18 protein-coding genes are annotated in these 16,092 nt (G+C 69.9%); 12 read left to right on the top strand and 6 right to left on the bottom strand.

Annotation, left to right across the window (positions count from 1 at the left end; all coding sequences use genetic code 11):
• Positions 1-55: 55 nt before the first annotated feature.
• Positions 56-1,414 (bottom strand): glycine betaine/L-proline transporter ProP, encoded by a 1,359-nt coding sequence (gene proP, locus ABZZ74_RS11165; RefSeq protein ID WP_356763440.1) that lies wholly within the window; start codon positions 1,412-1,414, stop codon positions 56-58.
• A 343-nt stretch (positions 1,415-1,757) separates the two neighbouring features.
• Between proP and ABZZ74_RS11160 the strand changes: the two genes are divergently transcribed.
• The 5 genes from ABZZ74_RS11160 to ABZZ74_RS11140 all read left to right on the top strand — a co-directional run bounded on the left by ABZZ74_RS11160 (position 1,758) and on the right by ABZZ74_RS11140 (position 7,308).
• Positions 1,758-3,803 carry a bifunctional glycosyltransferase 87/phosphatase PAP2 family protein gene (locus ABZZ74_RS11160; protein ID WP_356763438.1) on the top strand — a complete coding sequence of 682 codons (2,046 nt, stop codon included), beginning with the start codon at positions 1,758-1,760 and terminating at the stop codon, positions 3,801-3,803.
• Positions 3,804-3,890: 87 nt separating this feature from the next.
• Positions 3,891-6,005 carry a CHAT domain-containing protein gene (locus ABZZ74_RS11155; protein ID WP_356763436.1) on the top strand — a complete coding sequence of 705 codons (2,115 nt, stop codon included), beginning with the start codon at positions 3,891-3,893 and terminating at the stop codon, positions 6,003-6,005.
• Positions 6,002-6,433, top strand: a complete 432-nt coding sequence (locus tag ABZZ74_RS11150) for a hypothetical protein (protein ID WP_356763434.1) — start codon at positions 6,002-6,004, stop codon at positions 6,431-6,433. The genes ABZZ74_RS11155 and ABZZ74_RS11150 overlap by 4 nt, the downstream gene beginning before the upstream one ends.
• 30 nt (positions 6,434-6,463) lie before the next feature.
• On the top strand, positions 6,464-6,922 hold the full coding sequence (locus tag ABZZ74_RS11145; RefSeq protein WP_356763432.1) for a CD225/dispanin family protein: 459 nt from the start codon (positions 6,464-6,466) through the stop codon (positions 6,920-6,922).
• Between the two features lie 59 nt (positions 6,923-6,981).
• Positions 6,982-7,308, top strand: coding sequence for a DUF2752 domain-containing protein (locus ABZZ74_RS11140; protein ID WP_356763430.1), 327 nt, complete (start codon positions 6,982-6,984; stop codon positions 7,306-7,308).
• Between the two features lie 125 nt (positions 7,309-7,433).
• Here ABZZ74_RS11140 and ABZZ74_RS11135 read toward each other — a convergent pair whose 3' ends face one another.
• Entirely contained in the window at positions 7,434-8,669 is a 1,236-nt protein-coding gene (locus tag ABZZ74_RS11135) for a cytochrome P450 (protein ID WP_356763428.1), read from the bottom strand.
• A 231-nt stretch (positions 8,670-8,900) separates the two neighbouring features.
• Here ABZZ74_RS11135 and ABZZ74_RS11130 point away from each other — a divergent pair, with 231 nt between their 5' ends.
• Complete coding sequence (locus ABZZ74_RS11130; RefSeq protein WP_356763426.1) at positions 8,901-10,070, top strand: steroid 3-ketoacyl-CoA thiolase; 1,170 nt, start codon at positions 8,901-8,903, stop codon at positions 10,068-10,070.
• A 33-nt stretch (positions 10,071-10,103) separates the two neighbouring features.
• Positions 10,104-10,343, top strand: a complete 240-nt coding sequence (locus ABZZ74_RS11125) for a hypothetical protein (RefSeq protein ID WP_356763424.1) — start codon at positions 10,104-10,106, stop codon at positions 10,341-10,343.
• Here the strand turns inward: ABZZ74_RS11125 and ABZZ74_RS11120 are convergent.
• Together ABZZ74_RS11120 and ABZZ74_RS11115 are read right to left on the bottom strand one after the other, a co-directional pair.
• Entirely contained in the window at positions 10,307-10,645 is a 339-nt protein-coding gene (locus tag ABZZ74_RS11120) for a DUF397 domain-containing protein (RefSeq protein WP_356763422.1), read from the bottom strand. The genes ABZZ74_RS11125 and ABZZ74_RS11120 overlap by 37 nt on opposite strands.
• A complete protein-coding gene (locus ABZZ74_RS11115) occupies positions 10,617-11,453 on the bottom strand; it encodes a helix-turn-helix transcriptional regulator (protein WP_356763420.1) in 837 nt (278 codons plus the stop codon). Before ABZZ74_RS11115 ends, ABZZ74_RS11120 begins: the two co-directional genes overlap by 29 nt.
• A 94-nt stretch (positions 11,454-11,547) precedes the next feature.
• On the opposite strand from ABZZ74_RS11115, the gene ABZZ74_RS11110 reads away from it, so the two are divergent.
• From ABZZ74_RS11110 to ABZZ74_RS11095, 4 genes are read left to right on the top strand one after another with little or no spacing between them, the layout of a single operon-like run.
• Entirely contained in the window at positions 11,548-11,946 is a 399-nt protein-coding gene (locus ABZZ74_RS11110; protein WP_356763418.1) for an ATP-binding protein, read from the top strand.
• A gap of 3 nt (positions 11,947-11,949) precedes the next feature.
• On the top strand, positions 11,950-12,480 hold the full coding sequence (locus ABZZ74_RS11105; RefSeq protein WP_356763416.1) for a GNAT family N-acetyltransferase: 531 nt from the start codon (positions 11,950-11,952) through the stop codon (positions 12,478-12,480).
• Between the two features lie 48 nt (positions 12,481-12,528).
• Positions 12,529-12,993, top strand: coding sequence for a hypothetical protein (locus ABZZ74_RS11100; protein ID WP_356763414.1), 465 nt, complete (start codon positions 12,529-12,531; stop codon positions 12,991-12,993).
• Positions 12,990-13,451, top strand: a complete 462-nt coding sequence (locus ABZZ74_RS11095; RefSeq protein WP_356763412.1) for a pyridoxamine 5'-phosphate oxidase family protein — start codon at positions 12,990-12,992, stop codon at positions 13,449-13,451. The genes ABZZ74_RS11100 and ABZZ74_RS11095 overlap by 4 nt, the downstream gene beginning before the upstream one ends.
• Before the next feature lie 4 nt (positions 13,452-13,455).
• On the opposite strand, the gene ABZZ74_RS11090 is transcribed toward ABZZ74_RS11095, so the two are convergent.
• A complete protein-coding gene (locus tag ABZZ74_RS11090) occupies positions 13,456-14,154 on the bottom strand; it encodes a YoaK family protein (RefSeq protein ID WP_356763410.1) in 699 nt (232 codons plus the stop codon).
• Positions 14,155-14,257: 103 nt separating this feature from the next.
• On the opposite strand from ABZZ74_RS11090, the gene ABZZ74_RS11085 reads away from it, so the two are divergent.
• Entirely contained in the window at positions 14,258-15,502 is a 1,245-nt protein-coding gene (locus ABZZ74_RS11085) for an alpha/beta hydrolase (RefSeq protein WP_356763408.1), read from the top strand.
• Here the strand turns inward: ABZZ74_RS11085 and ABZZ74_RS11080 are convergent.
• Positions 15,499-15,915 (bottom strand): transglycosylase SLT domain-containing protein, encoded by a 417-nt coding sequence (locus ABZZ74_RS11080; protein ID WP_356763406.1) that lies wholly within the window; start codon positions 15,913-15,915, stop codon positions 15,499-15,501. The two genes, ABZZ74_RS11085 and ABZZ74_RS11080, sit on opposite strands and share 4 nt — an antisense overlap.
• Positions 15,916-16,092: the final 177 nt, after the last annotated feature.

Below are 16,092 nucleotides of genomic sequence, written 5' to 3'. Positions count from 1 at the left end.
CCGCTCCGGGGGTGTTCCGGGAGCGGGCCGCGCTGATGGGGTTGCGTCGGTGCGCTCAGCGTTCTACCGACGGTGCCGAGCCCGGGAGCGGGCGGCCTGCCGATTCCTTCATGAACCAGACCGCGATTCCGCCGATCACCGCCGCGGCCATCATGTAGTACGCCGGCATCATCATGTTGCCCGTCGTGCTGATCAGGGCCGTGACCACCAGGGGGGTCGTGCCGCCGAACAGGGAGACCGAGATGTTGAAGCCGATGGAGAGGGAGCCGTAGCGGACGCGGGTCGGGAACAGGGCCGGGAGGGCGGACGGCATCGCGGCGGTGAAGCAGACCAGGAGGAGGCCGAGCGCGCCCATGCCGAGGCCCACCGCGGCGAGGCTGCCCTGGCGGATCAGGAGCAGGGCCGGGACGGAGAGGGCGAGGAAGCCCGCGCAGCCGGCCGCGATGACCGGGCGGCGGCCCACGCGGTCCGTGAGGGCGCCCGCGAAGGGCTGCACGATCATCATCAGGGCCATCACGGCGAGCACGACCAGCAGACCGTGCGTCTCGTCGTAGTGGAGCTCACTGGTGAGGTAGCTCGGCATGTACGACAGCAGCATGTAGTCGGTGACGTTGAAGACCAGCACCAGGCCGACGCAGAGGAGGAGGGCCTTCCACTGGGTCGTGATCATCTCGCGGAGGGGGACCTTCGGGCGGTTCGACTCGGTCTTGGCGACCTCCGCCGCGAAGGCCGGGGTCTCCTCCAGGCGCATACGCAGGTACAGGCCGATGACGCCCATCGGACCGGCGATCAGGAACGGGACGCGCCAGCCCCAGGTCACCAGGTCGTGCGTGGAGAGAAGGGCCGTCATCAGCGTGACCAGGCCCGCACCGCCGATGTAGCCGGCCAGCGTGCCGAACTCCAGCCAGCTGCCCAGGAACCCACGCCGCTTGTCCGGCGCGTACTCGGCGATGAAGGTCGACGCGCCCGCGTACTCACCGCCGGTGGAGAAGCCCTGCACCAGCCGGGCCAGCAGGAGCAGCAGCGGCGCCCCGACGCCGATCGTCGCGTACGACGGGATCAGGCCGATCGCGAACGTGCCCGCCGCCATCATGATCATCGTCACGGCGAGGACCTTCTGCCGCCCGATCCGGTCGCCGAGCGGCCCGAAGACCATGCCGCCCAGCGGCCGTACCAGGAAGGCCGCGGCGAAGGCGCCGAAGGTCGACAGCAGCTGGGCGGTCGGGTTGCCGGACGGGAAGAACACCTTGCCCAGCGTCACCGCGATGTAGCTGTAGACGCCGAAGTCGAACCACTCCATCGCGTTGCCCAGCGCGGCGGCCTTCACGGCACGGCGGACCAGGGCGGGCTCGGTGGCGGTGACCTCACGGGATCGGGTGGGTACGGACGGGACGGCGGCTGTGGCGGTGGCCAAGACTTCGCTCGCCTGCCTTTCGTTGGGGACAGAGGCAGGGCCCACGCGGCAGCGCTGGCGGCAGGCCGAAAAGCGACCATAGGCGCACTTGTCGCCCTCACGGGTCGTACCCAAGTCGTTGCACAGCGCACCTAAATGCCGCCTACGCAGGTGCGTCTGCCCGCCGCCGAGAGCTTTCCCCGGGCTTTACCTGTGATCCATCTCGCTACCCCCGGAGGCAACCCCACCCCCCGCGGACTATCGTCATCCAGACAAAAGGAGGCCGGACGACAGGTGAAGCCGGGGTAGCCTGCGTCTTCCTCTGGGGGCTGAAAGAAACAATGGGGCGGGAGGCCGACGAGGCGTGGCGAACGTGGAGCATGGCGGGCGACCGGCAGATGCCCTCAAGGCAACGGCTGCCGAGGCGGTCAGGGGACGCCTGCGCGCGGCCCGCCTGGGCCTGTGGCTGGTCGCGGCGGTCCTCGCCGTCCGGCAGATGGCCGTCGTCCTCAGCACGCCCAGGGGCGAGCGGCTGACGGATCTGGAGACCTGGGTCGGCCCGAACGGCGTCCTGCACGTCAAGGGGTCGCTGTATGACTCCACGCGGTTCACCGGCACCCCCTTCGGCGGTCTCGTCCTCAAACCGCTCACCCGCGCGGCCGAACAGGCCCTCGGCTGGGGCTGGACCTTCGGCACCCTGCTGCTGGTGGTCGCCCTCGGCCTGGTCGCCGCCCGCGCCCTGCCCCAGCCCGTCAGCCGCCGCACCTCCCAGCTCGCCGCGCCGGTCGCGATCAGCCTGCTGATGCTCTCCCTGCCGGTGCGCAACGCCCTCTGGCTCGGACAGATCAGCATCCTGCCGGTGCTGCTCGTGCTGGTCGGCTGCTTCGTCGTCCGAGGTGAGCGCGCCAGCGGCCTGCTGATCGGCCTCGCCGCCGCCCTCCAGCCGACCGTGCTGCTCTTCGCCCCGCTGCTGTGGTTCACCGGCCGCCGCCAGGCCGCCGTCTCCACCGGGCTCACCTTCGCCGCGGCGACCGCGCTGGCCTGGGCGGCGCTGCCGCACGACTCGTACACCTACTGGGTGCACCACATGGCCGGCACCGGCCTGGGCGGCAAGGCCGACGACCTCGCCAACCAGTCCCTGCACGGCGCCCTGCTCCGCCTCGACCTCAACGGTCCCCTGGAGATCGCCCTCTTCTTCGCGCTCGGCACCGCCGTCGCCGTCCTCGGTGTCCGCCGGGCCGTCCGCTACGCCCGCGACGGCCAGCTGCTGCTCGCCGTCGCCGTCACCGGCTGCGCGGCGATCGCCGTGTCCCCGACGACCTGGCAGCACCAACTGCTGTGGGTGCTGCTCGCGGTCGTCGGCCGGGTCGGCAAGCGGGCCTCGGACCGGTACGTCTGGCCGGTCGCCGTCGTCCTGGTGATGACGCTGCCCGCGAAGATGATGCTGCCGAACATGTCGGCGATGGACCCCCTGCGCGACAACGTCGTCCTGCTCGCGGCCCTCGCCGCGGCGACCGTGGTCCCGTTCCTGTCGCGCACCTCGCCGTACTACCAGGCGCCGGTCCCCACGAAGTACGCGGAGCCGGTCCCGGCGCGGCTGAAGCACGTGCCGCTGGTGCCCCAGCTGCGCCGGGTGCTGTCCCGCCCGAACCTCCTGCTCGAACTGCTCCTGATCCGCGTCACCTACGCCGCCTACCAGAAGGTCAGACTCGCGGCGACCGGCGGCACCAACGCGGGCGGGCGGTCGCGGGCCGAGGCGCACGGACACCAGATCCTCGACATCGAGCGGTTCCTGCACATCGATGTCGAGTACACCGTCAACCACGCGGTCGCCAGGATCGACTGGCTGCGCGGCTTCTTCGGCTTCTACTACGAGTCGTTCCACTTCGTGGTGCCGCTGACCGTCCTCGCCGTCCTGTACTGGCGCCGCCCGGTGGACTACCGCTGGGCCCGCTCGGCCCTCGGCTTCGCCACCCTCCTCGCCCTGGTCGGCTTCTGGCTCTACCCCCTCGCCCCGCCGCGCCTCCTGCCCGGCCTGGGCATCATCGACACCGTCCACGGCGTCCAGGACTTCTCCAAGCCGGACTACGGCACCCTGACCGCCCTCACCAACCAGTACGCGGCGATGCCCTCGCTGCACTTCGGGTGGTCGCTGTGGTGCGGAGTGGTGATCGCGGTCATGGCGCCGAAGTGGTGGATGAAGGCGCTCGGCCTGCTGCACCCGTTCTTCACGGTCTCCGCGATCGTCGCGACCGGCAACCACTGGGTGCTGGACGCGGTGGGCGGCGCGGCCGTCGTCGGCGCCGGTTTCGGACTGACGTATCTGCTGCAGGGACCGCGGGCGCGGAGCGCGACGGCTGCCCCGGTGAGCAGCGAGCCCGCGTTGGTGAAGGAGGGGTCACCGGGCTGATCCGGCACCGCCCCCCGGCCGAGTGGACGCCCCGAAGCATCGGGTGTGGACTGGAACTGGGGGTGTTGGGGGGTCGGAGGTGGCGGGATGGAAGAGCTGCCGTTTCGGCTCGACATCATCGAGAGCGACACTCAGTGGATCGTGAAGTGCTCTTCTGAGTGCGGCGAAGCGAGCGTACGGGTACCTCCTCCCTATTCGGAAAGTGAGCTCATCGCCGCCCTGTCCCAGGTGGAACTCTCCCTGGCGAAGTCGTACAGCCTGAACGTCACGCGCGGGACGACGGCCCCCGAGAAATCCGTCCGGGAATTCGGGAAACGTCTGGCGGAATCGATCATGCAGGGTTCGATATCCGTCCAGTTCGACCGGTGCAGAAGTCGCGCCAAGGCGGAGAAGAAGCCGATGCGCGTGCTTCTGCGGCCGGACGGCCGGCATGTGTGCCGTATCCCCTGGGAGTATCTGGTCGATCCGTCTCGCGGGGACTATCTCGCCCTCTGTGTCCCGGTCGTACGAGACCTCCAGCTCATGGATCCGATATCCCCGCTGCCCCTTTCCCTTCCGCTCCGGGTGCTCGGAATCTCGGCGCTCCCGAACGATCTCCCCGAGCTGGACGAGAAGAAGGAACGGGATCGCATCGCCCAGGTCTTCCGGCAGCAGAGCTCGGACAAGGTGGACGTCCACTGGCTGCCCGGAGACCGGTGGCAGGACCTCGCGCAGGCGCTGCGCTCCGACACGTGGCACGTCCTGCACTGCGTCTGTCACGGGGGTTTCGACGAGGAGAGCGACACCGGATACATCCAGCTCTCCGGCGCCGACGGGGCGGCGATGCGCGTCCAGGCCAGGGATTTCCAGCGGCTGATCGAGTACAGCCCGCATCTGCGCCTCATCGTGCTGAACGCCTGCGAGTCCGCGGTGAGCGGACCCGAGGACGTTTTCTCGAGCACCGCCGCCAGTCTCGTACGAGCGGGTGTGCCGGCCGTCGTGGCCATGCAGTACGAGATCACCGACCAGGCCGCCTTCGTCTTCGCGTCCTTCTTCTACGAGCGGATAGCCGAGGGACTTCCGGTCGACCGCGCGGTGATGCTCTCCCGCGAGGAAGTGAAGATGAGCCTGGGCAGCCTGGAATGGGCGACACCCGTCCTGTTCCTCGCGTCGGACACGACCCAGATCTTCTCGTCCCACCCGAAGACGCCCCCCGGGCCGTCGTCGGCCTCGCGGAGGCCGCCCTCCAAGGCGGCAGCGCCACCCTCCCCGCCACCCCTTCCCCCGCCGCCCCCGCCTCCACGGAGGACCGTCCTCGCCGAGGCCGGCCCCTGCGGTCACTTCATACGAGGGCCCGGCAACCTGCTCGCCCTGGCCAGCGACGACGGCCTGGTCCGAGTCCTCGACGGCAGGAAGGGGGAACCCGTCGCCCAGTGCCTGCCCCTTCACGGCGGACACCCGATGAGCCTCGCGTGGAGCCCCTGGAGGCGGCACGTGGCCAGTCGGCACGACGACGGCACGGTCGTCGTGTGGGACCTGCAGACCGAGACGCCCGCGCTGGTCTTCGGGGCGGCGGGAAGAGGTTCCACCCTCGCCTTCAGCGCGGACGGCCGCTGGCTCGCGCTGACCGTGGAGAACCGCGTCGAGGTCTACGACACACACGGCGTCCGGGTGCGGGACCTGCCCGTCTCGTCGGCCCCCGGCTGGGCGGCGAAGAACGCCCGGGTGCGGACGTCGGGCGAGAAGATCGCGCTCGGGCCGGTCGGCTTCACCCCCGGCGACCAGGGTGTCGTCGTGGCCTGCAGTGACGGCCCGGTACGCCAGTTGGACGGACAGGGGCGGACGGTCATGGAGTGGCGGCATCCCCGGCCCGTTCTCTGTCTCGCCCACACGGAGGACTTCCTCGCCACCGGCTGCCACGACGGCCAGGTGCGGCTCTGGAGCTGGGACGGCCGGCAGTTGTGGCGCAAGGGCTACCGGCGGTCCGTCCTTCAACTGGCTTTCTCCGCCGACTGCTCGGCACTCGCAGTCGCCGACGACGGGGGCGGGGTGGCCGTACGGAACCTGCGCACCGGGACCGCGTTCTTCGTGGGGAACATCTCCGGCTGGCCGGTGGGGGCCGGATTCCTGGACGACGCCGAGGCGTTGGTGACCGCGTCCCGCACCGGCGTCGTCGAGCGCTGGTCACTGCCCGACTGGATGGCCGAAAGGGACACATCATGACCGACGTCGAGGTTGAGATCCTCTGGCCCTCGGCCCTCCCCTCCCGTCCCGCCGAAGAGGGGCAGGACCTGCTGCGCGCGGCGGGCGTCGACACCACGTGCATGCTCCTTCCGACGCGGAGAGGGGCAGCCGATGTCGTACTGGTACTCGTCACGACCGGAGCGCTGGAGCCGTTCCTGCGGACCCTGTTCCGGAAATTCGCCGAGGAGGCCCACGCGGCGCTGAAGACGTTCACGCAGCGGCTGTTGAGGCCCTCCGCGGAAGGCGGACCGGCGCCCCGAGGCCTGGTCTTCGAGATGCCGACCGGCGGTCGGGTCACCTTCACCCCTGATCTTCCCGAGCAGGCGTACAAGCAGGCAGTGGACCTGGATGCCCGCGACGGGCGCTGGGCTTGGGATTCCCGTAACACCATGTGGGTTCCGAAATGACACTGCGCGGTTGGAGGAGGGAAGTCGGCCATGGCGGACAAGCGCCCACCACCACACCCCGGCAACGAGGACTGGGATCCGTACACCTCCCGGACATGGGAGCGGGGAACTCCCTTCGAGGAGCCGCCGAATCAGCCGCACCCCACGGCGTCGGAGCAGTCGCCGTGGCAGAGCCACCCATCCGGTGACCGGTGGAGGGGGGCCGCCTTCGGGACACCGGCGGCACCGCCCCGGACGTACATGGTGCCGTCCATCCTCGTCACGCTCTTCTGCTTCCTGCCGACCGGGATCGCCGCCATAGTCTTCGCGGCGAAAGCCGGGTCCAGCACCACGGTGGGCGACTTCCAGGGTGCGGCCGACGCGTCGCGGAAGGCCCGGATGCTCGTCTTCGTGAGTGTGGGGATCGGTCTCCTCTTCTGGCTGATCATGATCATTGTCGGCGTCGCGTCCGGCGACTCCTCCGCGTACGGGCATCCGCCGGCGCCGTGAGGCCGCTCCGCTCCCGTCCTGTCGGTGAGGCATGGCTCGGTGCCGGGTTGCTGGCTGCCATGATGCTTGCCGCGGCGCTGGGGGACCCCACGCGTCCCGGCCGCTTCCCCACCTGCCCGTTCCGCGCCCTCACGGGGCTCGACTGCCCGGGCTGCGGCAGCCTGCGCGCGCTGTACGACCTCGCCCACGGCCATGTGGTGGCGGCGCTGGACCACAACGCGTTCCTGGTCGTCTTCCTGCCGTTCGGCGCCCTGGTGTGGCTGCGCGCGGTCACCGGCGGCAGGTCCCCCTCACGGGTCCTTCCCGGCTGGGTGTGGTTGGCTCTCGTGGCCGCCTGGGGCGTGATCCGCAATCTCCCGGTCTTCGCGGGAGTACTGGCCGCTTAGGGGATCGGCCGGCCCGCGCCGCGGCCCTCGGGGGAGGCAGGAACGGGGCGTAGGGGGATGTTCCTGCCTCCCTCGAGATCCGCGGGACGGGCCGGCGGCTCCGGGACGCCGCCGGCCCGAGCTCGTCAACCCGCCCGCACCTGAAGGTGCTTGACGCCGTTGATCCACGAGGAACGCAGCCGGTTCGGGTCCTCGACCAGGGTCAGGTCCGGCAGGGCGTCGGCGATGGCGTTGAAGATCAGGTCGATCTCCAGGACTGCCAGGGACTTGCCGAGGCAGTAGTGCGGGCCTCCGCCGCCGAAGCCGAGGTGGGGGTTGGGGTCGCGCAGGATGTCGAAGGTGTCGGGGTCGGTGAAGACCTCGGGGTCGTGGTTGGCGGCCGCGTAGAAGATGCCGACCCGGTCGCCCTTCCTGATCTGCTTGCCGCCCAGTTCCACGTCCTGGGTCGCGGTGCGCTGGAAGGCGTTGACCGGGGTCGCCCAGCGCACGATCTCCTCGGCCGCCGTCTGGGGCCGCTCCCTCTTGTACAGTTCCCACGCCTCGGGGTGGGTGAGGAAGGCGTGCATGCCGTGGGTGATGGCGTTGCGGGTCGTCTCGTTGCCCGCGACGGACAGCATCAGCACGAAGAAGCCGAACTCGTCGGAGTTCAGGTTCCCCTCGTCCTCCGCCGCCACCAGCGTGGTCACGATGTCCTTCGCCGGGCACTGCTTGCGCTCCGCCGCCATGTTCATCGCGTACGCGATCAGCTCGGCGGCCGACTGGGCGCCGATCTCCTCGGTGATCGCGTACTCCGGGTCGTCGTACGAGATCATCTTGTTGGACCAGTCGAAGATCTTCGCCCGGTCGTCCTGCGGGATGCCGATGAGCTCGGCGATGGCCTGGAGGGGCAGTTCGCAGGCGACGTCGGTGACGAAGTCGAAGGGGCCGGAGCGTTCGCGGGCCTGCGCGGCGATGCTCAGGGCGCGCTCGCGCAGCCGTTCCTCCAGCGCCCGGATCGCCCGGGGCGTGAAGATGCGCTGCACGATCTGGCGCACCCGGGTGTGCTCCGGCGGGTCCATGTTGAGCAGGATCAGCCGCTGGGCGTCGATCGCCTCGCGCTGCATGTTCTCGTGGAAGCGGATGATCGCCGTGTTGAGGTACGAGGAGAACAACTCGGGGTGTGTGGAGACGTACTTGACGTCCGCGTGCCGGGTGACGGCCCAGTACCCCTCGTCCTGGAAACCGGCGACGTTGCCCGGCTGGGGGATCCAGCGGACCGGTTCGGCCCGGCGCAGCTCGGCGAACTCCGGCAGGGGCACACGGGCGTGCAGCAGATCGGGGTCGGTGAAGTCGAACCCGTCGGGAAGAGCTGGACAGGGCATGGGGACTCACTCCAGCCGGTGTTCTGACGGACCATCAGGTTTGCCGTGAAGGTAATAACGGGTTCTACAAGAGGCAAGGGGTACGGCACCCCGAATTGTGTGCACGACCCTTGCGGTTGGGGACGCACTGTCAGCAGACTGCACTCAGAACTAGAACACGTACTAGTTCAGCGTGGCGGGGCCGGCCGGGACGCCCCCGCGCCGCGCGGGTACCGGAGGAGAGGATCCCCCATGGCCGCGGAACCCGTGATCGTCGAAGCCGTACGCACCCCGATCGGCAGGCGCGGCGGAGCGCTCGCCAACCTGCACCCCGCCTATCTCCTGGGCGAGACCTACCGTGAACTCCTGGGCCGCACCGGCATCCCCGCCGACGCGGTCGAGCAGATCGTCGGCGGCACGGTGACCCACGCCGGCGAGCAGTCCATGAACCCCGCGCGTACGGCCTGGCTGACCGTGGGCCTGCCGTACGAGACCGCCGCGACGACCGTCGACTGCCAGTGCGGCTCCTCGCAGCAGGCCTCCCACATGGTGGCCAACATGGTCGCGGCCGGCGTCATCGACGTCGGCATCAGCTGCGGAGTCGAGGCCATGTCACGCGTCCCGCTCGGGTCGGGATCCAAGCACGGCCCCGGGAAGCCGTTCCCCGACGAGTGGAACGTGGACCTCCCCAACCAGTTCGAGGCGGCGGAACGCATCGCCCGCCACCGCGGTCTCACCCGGGAGAACGTCGACTCGCTCGGCCTCATCTCGCAGGAGCGGGCGGCGGTCGCCTGGGCCGAGGAACGCTTCAAGAAGGAGACCTTCGCCGTCCAGGTGCCCACCACCGAGGACGAGCAGCGCGCCGGACAGGGCATGTGGCGGCTCGTCGACCGCGACGAGGGGCTGCGCGACACGTCGATGGAAGCCCTGGCCGGCCTGAAGCCGGTCATGCCCACCGCCATCCACACCGCGGGCAACTCCTCGCAGATCAGCGACGGCGCGGCGGCCATCATGTGGGCCTCCAAGCGCATGGCCCGAGCCCTCAAGCTGCGACCCCGGGCGCGGATCGTCGCACAGGCACTGGTCGGCGCCGACCCGCACTTCCACCTCGACGGCCCCATCGACGCGACCCGCGCGGTGCTCGGCAAGGCCGGCATGACGCTGAAGGACATCGACCTCGTCGAGATCAACGAGGCGTTCGCGTCGGTGGTGTTGAGCTGGGCGCAGGTCTTCGAACAGGACCTGGAGAAGGTCAACGTCAACGGCGGCGCGATCGCGCTCGGACACCCGGTGGGCGCCACGGGAGCCCGCCTCATCACGACGGCCCTCCACGAACTGGAGCGCACCGACAAGGAGTTCGCGCTCATCACCATGTGCGCGGGCGGCGGACTCGCCACCGGCACGATCCTTCAGAGGCTGTAGACAGGCGGGGGACCGGACCGGTCTTCTTGCCCGATGCTGATCAACCTGATCCTCCGCGTCCTGCCCTTCTACATCCGCGAGCCGCTCGTCATCGCGATCTGTGCCTTCTTCGCCGGCCTGGCCTTCTACTGGTTCTTCACGGACGGAGGCCTGGCCCGGGGCGGAATAGGCCTGATGTTCCTGGCCGTCGGCGTCCTGCGCTTCTTCTTCGCCCGAAGAGAGTGGAGATCCCGCCGTCAGGCGGGAATGGCACCGGCCCAGGAAACAAACTGACGAAACGCGTCGGGCCGGAACGCCAGCACCGGCCCGACGGGGTTCTTGGAGTCGCGTACGGCCACGGTGGCGCCGGGCAGTTCGGCGACCTCGAGGCACTCGCCGCCTTGATCGCTGCTGTGCTGACTCTTGTGCCACGCCAGGGCACCGAGGGTCGCGCATTCGACGCAATCGCCGCCTTGGTCGCCGCTGAACGGGGACTTGCGCCAGGTGATGGGGCCGAGGGGGGCGCATTCAACACACGAGCCACCCTGGTCGCCGCTGTAGCTGGACTTACGCCACTGAGTCGCCTTGTTCTCCATAGCGTTCCTCCATCACTCGCCGGATCAAGTCCGCCGAGTCCTTGAGGGAAAGCGCGGCGGCTCGGAGATGATCGTAACGGAGCGAACAGTCCTTGACGGTGTCCGGATTCGCGGTTGGATGCCCGCTGCCGTAGCCCTCGGTGTAGACGATGGTGGGGTCGCTCGAGAAGCGGAAGAGGTCGAACGAGCCTTGCAGCCCTCCGTGCGCCCCGGCCGAGAAGGGCAGGATCTGGATGTTGATGCGGGGATCGTTTTCAAAGGACAACAGATGTGCCAGTTGGCCTCGCATGACCTCCGGACCGCCGATCTCCTGGCATAGTGCGGCCTCGCTGATCACGGCCCAGAAGAGCGGCAGCTCCTCCTTCTCAAAGATGCGCTGACGAGCGAGCCGTACGGCGGTGCGGTCGTCGAGGTCCGTTCGGTCCAACGCTCCGAGTACGGCCTGTGCGTATGCCCTGGTCTGCAGTAGGCCGTGGATCAGGTGCGTGTGGAATGTACAGATCTCGACGGCCCGTACTTCAAGCTCGGCCACCTGCCTGAACCAAGCCGGAAGTTGACTCCGCATTACCAGCTCGACGAGCCGCGACAGCGCCCCGCCCGTCCCCAGCGCCGCCTCCGCCCGCTCGCTGAACTCCAGGGTCGGCAGCTTGCGTGCGGTCTCGATCTGCCCGATCAACGAACCCGTGTAGTTGAGGATGTCCCCGAGTTGTCTCTGGGTCAGCCCGGCGGCTTCGCGGTACCGGCGCAACTCGAAGCCGTAGAAGTCGAGTGGCGAAGCACCTGGGTCGAGAGTGTTGATGTGAGTCACGCGCGGCCCCTCTGTGCGACCAACCCTGCTTACATCGGGACTTGTTGTATTCGTCCCGTAGCCCAGAGTAGTCAACGGGGATCACCCTCGTCCTGTGAACATCTACCTTCCCCCCACCTACCGGCTCTGCCTCACCGCGAGCGAGCATTCGGCCCGTCACATCCGCCGTATCGTCCGCGCGTTGCTGGCGGAGTGGGGCATGCAGGAGCTGACCGACTCCGTCGAACTGGCCGTGACCGAGCTGGTCGCCAACGTCGTACGGCATGTCCCGGACCGCCGCTGCGTGCTGCTGGTGCTGCGGCAGACGGCGGGCATCCGGGTGGAGGTATCCGACGGGAGCCCTCAACCTCCATGCGCGCGCGGCGAGTTGGGGGAGGACGCGGAGAGTGGACGAGGTCTGCTGCTTCTGGGTGCCGTGGTCGACAAGTGGGGTGTGGCGGCCGCGCCCGGGGGCGGGAAGACGGTGTGGTTCGAGATCTCGGGATACTCGTGAGGCATGGACGAGATCGAGGTCAGGGAGTTGGCGCCGGAGGACGAGGCGGGCGTGGCCCGGCTGTTCGCGGCGTGCGAGGACTACTTCGTCGCGGCGACCGGCGCACCGGCGCTCGCGGCGGACGTACAGAGCCTGTACTACGCGCTCCCCGAGGGCGCCGACGTCGACCAGAAGCGGTTGCTGGTGCTGTGCCGGGGCGAGGAGGTCGTCGGTCTCGCCGATCTGGTGGACCGGCATCCGGACGCGGCGAGCTGTTCGGTCGGGCTGTTTCTCGTCGCCCCGGACGTGCGGCGCGCGGGGGTCGGTACGGGTGTCGCGCGGCGGCTGATCGAGGAGGCGGCCGGGCGGGGGATGGGGACCGTGACGGCCACCTGCCCGTCGGGATGGGAGCCGGGGCTGGAGTTCCTGCGCAGTCTGGGGTTCGAGATCGGCGCACCCCAGGAGTCGACGGGCGACACGATCGGCAACCGCACCCGGTATCCGGCGGAGACCGGTCTGCGCACGGCCCGGCTCACCACACTCGCCGACCGATGAGTTTTGTCGGCCGGTGGTGTCTTCCTCTTGGTTGAGGAGGTGGTCGCGGTGGTCGCGACGGCAGAGCGGGAAGCCCTGGAACGGCGGCTGGACGTCCTGGTCGGTGAGTGGGTGATGGAGGCCGATTTCCCGGGGATGGAGGCGCCTCCCGGGCGCTGCGTCTTCGAGTGGACACTGGACGGGCGGTTCCTCGTCCAGCGCAGCGAGGCGCCGAGTCCCGCGCCGGTCAGCATGTCGGTGATCTCCGTGGACCCGGAGACGGGCGGTTACACCCAGCACTACTACGACTCCCGGGGCGTCGTACGCATGTACGCCATGACCTTGGCCGACGGGGTATGGCAGCTGCTGCGCGAGAAGCCGGACTTCACACCGCTCGCCTTCCGACAGCGGTACGTCGGGCGGCTCGGCGAGGACGGCGACACCATCTCGGGCGCCTGGGAGAGGGGTCCGGCGGACGGTTCGGGCGAGTGGGAGCGGGACTTCGGTCTCACCTACCGCCGGAGGGGCCGATGAGCGGGGCCGGGACCGTAGGCGAGATCGTCGACAGCGCCCTGTACCTGGTGCTCGCCACCGCCGACGCCGACGGGCGCCCCTGGAGCTCGCCGGTCTACTTCGCGCATGACGACTGCCGTACGTTCTTCTGGATCTCCTCGCCGGAGGCCCGGCACTCCCACAACATCGCGGTCCGGCCGCAGGTGGGGATCTCGGTGTTCGACTCGTCGGCGGCCATCGGGACCGGGCAGGGGGTCTACATGTTGGCCGTCGCGGAGGAGGTGGTCGACGCGGAGGAGGCCGGGCGCGCGTTGGAGGTCTTCTCCCGCCGCTCGCAGCGGCACGGAGGGAGGGTCTGGACGCCCGACGACGTACGAGGCGACTCCGGGATGCGGCTGTACCGTGCCGTCGCCGGGGACCACTGGGTCCTGGCCAAGGACGGACGGCCCGACCACCGGATCCCGGTGGACCTCGGCTGACCGGCTACTCCCGGCCCGACGCCACCACCGCCAGCACCCCCGCCGTCAGCGCCGCGACCAGCAGCGGGATGCCCAGGCCGTGGTGGAGGACCAGCCACGCGCCCAGCCAGGCGCCCGCCGCCATCGCGACCACCGAGGCGCTGCGGCGCGGTGAGCGCCGGCCCGAGCCGCCGCCCGCGCGGGAGTCGGAGGCGAGACCGGTGAGGGTCATGGTCAGGACGGTCGTCGTCAGGTCGGCGATGCCGAGCTTGCGGACGGTGGCGTTGCGCAGGCCCATCGCGAAGGCTGTGAGGGCGATCACGGCGTAGACGGTGGCGGTGGCGTGCGGCGCGGCGAACGCGACGGCGGCGGAGGCGCCGACCAGGACCGCCTCCGAGGCGAGGGTGAGCCGCGCCCAGGTACGGCGCGAGCCCTCGCCCCGCCACCGCGCGACCCGCCCGCCGGCCACCGCGCCGAGCAGGAAGCACAGCAGCGAGGTGGCGGTGTGCGGCACGGAGAAGCCGGGCGCCCCGGCCGCCGCGAATCCGAGGACGACGACGTTCCCGGTCATGTTGGCGGTGAAGACGTGCCCGAGCCCCAGATAACTGACGGCGTCGATCAGCCCGCTGACCACGGTCAGCCCCAACAGGACGACCACGAGCCGCAGTCCGCGCGCCTCGCGCTCGTCCGTCTGTTTCTGCGGCTGCGTGCTCTGCTCGCTCATGAAGGCTCCGGTCGGCCGGACGGGCGGGGTGCACCCAAGTCCACCATGGGCGCGGGGGACTCTCGGATGTCGACGCGAAGCGTACGTCCATAGCGTCGGTGACATGAGTGATGAGACGCGCAAATCACAAGAAAATCGGACCAGTTGGCGTACCCGGCGGGGGCTCGCCGGAGCGGCGGCCCTGTTGCTCGCCGGGCTCGCGGTCGCCCCGGCGGCGGTCGCCGGTGGGCAGCAGCATGTCCGGCGGGGCGAGCTGGTCGCCGTCACACCGCTCGCCCGGTATGACGCCGGGCAGGTGCGGCGGTACATGAAGGAGCGGGACATCGTCGCGGACTCGGTGCGGTACGGCGTACGGGCGTACCGGCTGACGTACCGCACGGTGGACCCGTACGGGAAACCGACCACCGCGACCGGCCTGCTCACCCTCCCCACGGGCGGGGCGCACCGCCTCGACGTCGTGTCCGACACTCACGGCACCATGGTCAAGCGCACCGACGCGCCCTCCGCGAGCGAGGACCTCAACCGGGTGCCGTCGTATCTGAACGCGAGCGCCGGGCGCGCGGTCGCCGCGCCCGACTACCTGGGCCTCGGTGAGGGGCCGGGCCTGCACCCCTACATGGACACCGGGTCCTCCGTCACGGCCACCCTCGACATGCTGCGCGCGGCCCGGACGGCCGCTGCCGGGCTCGGCCGTCCGCTCACCGGCAACCTCTACGCGACCGGGTTCTCGCAGGGCGGCCAGGTGGCGATGGCGCTGGGGAAGGCCCTGTCGCAGGGCGCCGACCAGCACTTCCGTCTGAAGGCGCTCGCCCCGGTCAGCGGCCCGTACGACCTGGAGGGCACGGAGATGCCGGCCCTGTTCGACGGCCGGGTCAACGACACCAGCGGCGTCCTCTACATCTCGTACTGGCTGGTGGTCCAGAACCGTCTGCACCACCTCTACGACACCCCCGGCGAGGTGTTCCGCAAGCCCTACGCCGACCGCGTCGAGTCCCTCTACGACGGAGACCACGAGGAGGACGACGTGCTCGCTCAGCTGGCGCCGACGGTGAAGCAGCTGCTCACCCCCGCCGCCTACGAGCGCCTCCAGCACCCCACCGGCGCTCTGCTCACCGCGATGCGCGCGGCCGACCACACCTGTGACTGGAAACCGGCGGTCCCGGTGCGGCTGTACGCCGGGGACGAGGACACCGACGTGCCCATCGGCAACGCCCGCCCATGCGCCCGCACCCTCGCAGGTCAGGGAGCGAGGGTGCGGGTCGTCGATCAGGGTGCCGTGGACCACTTCGGGTCGTTCGCGGTGTCGGCGCCCCAGGTGGTGCGGTACTTCGACGGCGTGCCGGATTAGTACCAGCCGTTGGCCTGCCAGAAGGCCCAGGCGCCGGCGGGGCTGCCGTAGCGGGAGTTCATGTACTGCAGGCCCCACTCGATCTGGGTCTTGGCGCTGGTCTTCCAGTCCGAGCCGGCCGAGGCCATCTTCGAGCCCGGCAGGGCCTGGACCAGGCCGTAGGCGCCGGAGGAGGAGTTGGTCGCGGTGACGTTCCAGCCGCTCTCGTGGGCGACGATGTTGTTGAAGGCGTTGTACTGCGCGGCATTCGGGATCATCTTGTGCGCGATCGCCTTGGCCTGGGTCACGGAGTCGGCAGTCGCGGCGTGGGCGGGCGCCGCGGTCAGCACCATGCCGGTGGTGGCGGCGGCCACGGCGGCGGAGGCGAGGGCCTTCTTCGGCGAGATGCGGCGGGCGAGGCGGGAGACGAACACGAGGAACCTTTTCTTCGGGGACAGGGAGTCGCGGTCATGCGTCGGCGCCGAGGCCCGGGGGCTTGTCGGCGCCGTGCGACGTCGTCCAGAGAAACAGGCTCGGAAGGTGTCTGCAATGACCCCTTTTACTAGTTGTGGTCGCATCTGGGGGGTACGTGATTCCTGTGACCTGGCTCT

The sequence above is a fragment of the Streptomyces sp. NPDC006476 genome (genome assembly GCF_040612015.1).
Taxonomy (GTDB): domain Bacteria; phylum Actinomycetota; class Actinomycetes; order Streptomycetales; family Streptomycetaceae; genus Streptomyces; species Streptomyces griseorubiginosus_B.
The sequence above is the reverse complement of the archived record's forward strand: the minus strand, read 5'-3'. Positions and strand labels throughout refer to the sequence as shown.

What these genes read in the sequence shown, in the direction of transcription:
- ABZZ74_RS11155 (WP_356763436.1), top strand. Translation starts at nt 3,891, where the DNA reads ATGGAAGAGCTGCCGTTTCGGCTCGACATCATCGAGAGCGACACTCAG.
- ABZZ74_RS11150 (WP_356763434.1), top strand. Translation starts at nt 6,002, where the DNA reads ATGACCGACGTCGAGGTTGAGATCCTCTGGCCCTCGGCCCTCCCCTCC.
- ABZZ74_RS11145 (WP_356763432.1), top strand. Translation starts at nt 6,464, where the DNA reads ATGGCGGACAAGCGCCCACCACCACACCCCGGCAACGAGGACTGGGAT.
- ABZZ74_RS11140 (WP_356763430.1), top strand. Translation starts at nt 6,982, where the DNA reads ATGATGCTTGCCGCGGCGCTGGGGGACCCCACGCGTCCCGGCCGCTTC.
- ABZZ74_RS11135 (WP_356763428.1), bottom strand. Translation starts at nt 8,669, where the DNA reads ATGCCCTGTCCAGCTCTTCCCGACGGGTTCGACTTCACCGACCCCGAT.
- ABZZ74_RS11130 (WP_356763426.1), top strand. Translation starts at nt 8,901, where the DNA reads ATGGCCGCGGAACCCGTGATCGTCGAAGCCGTACGCACCCCGATCGGC.
- ABZZ74_RS11125 (WP_356763424.1), top strand. Translation starts at nt 10,104, where the DNA reads ATGCTGATCAACCTGATCCTCCGCGTCCTGCCCTTCTACATCCGCGAG.
- ABZZ74_RS11120 (WP_356763422.1), bottom strand. Translation starts at nt 10,645, where the DNA reads ATGGAGAACAAGGCGACTCAGTGGCGTAAGTCCAGCTACAGCGGCGAC.
- ABZZ74_RS11105 (WP_356763416.1), top strand. Translation starts at nt 11,950, where the DNA reads ATGGACGAGATCGAGGTCAGGGAGTTGGCGCCGGAGGACGAGGCGGGC.
- ABZZ74_RS11095 (WP_356763412.1), top strand. Translation starts at nt 12,990, where the DNA reads ATGAGCGGGGCCGGGACCGTAGGCGAGATCGTCGACAGCGCCCTGTAC.
- ABZZ74_RS11090 (WP_356763410.1), bottom strand. Translation starts at nt 14,154, where the DNA reads ATGAGCGAGCAGAGCACGCAGCCGCAGAAACAGACGGACGAGCGCGAG.
- ABZZ74_RS11085 (WP_356763408.1), top strand. Translation starts at nt 14,258, where the DNA reads ATGAGTGATGAGACGCGCAAATCACAAGAAAATCGGACCAGTTGGCGT.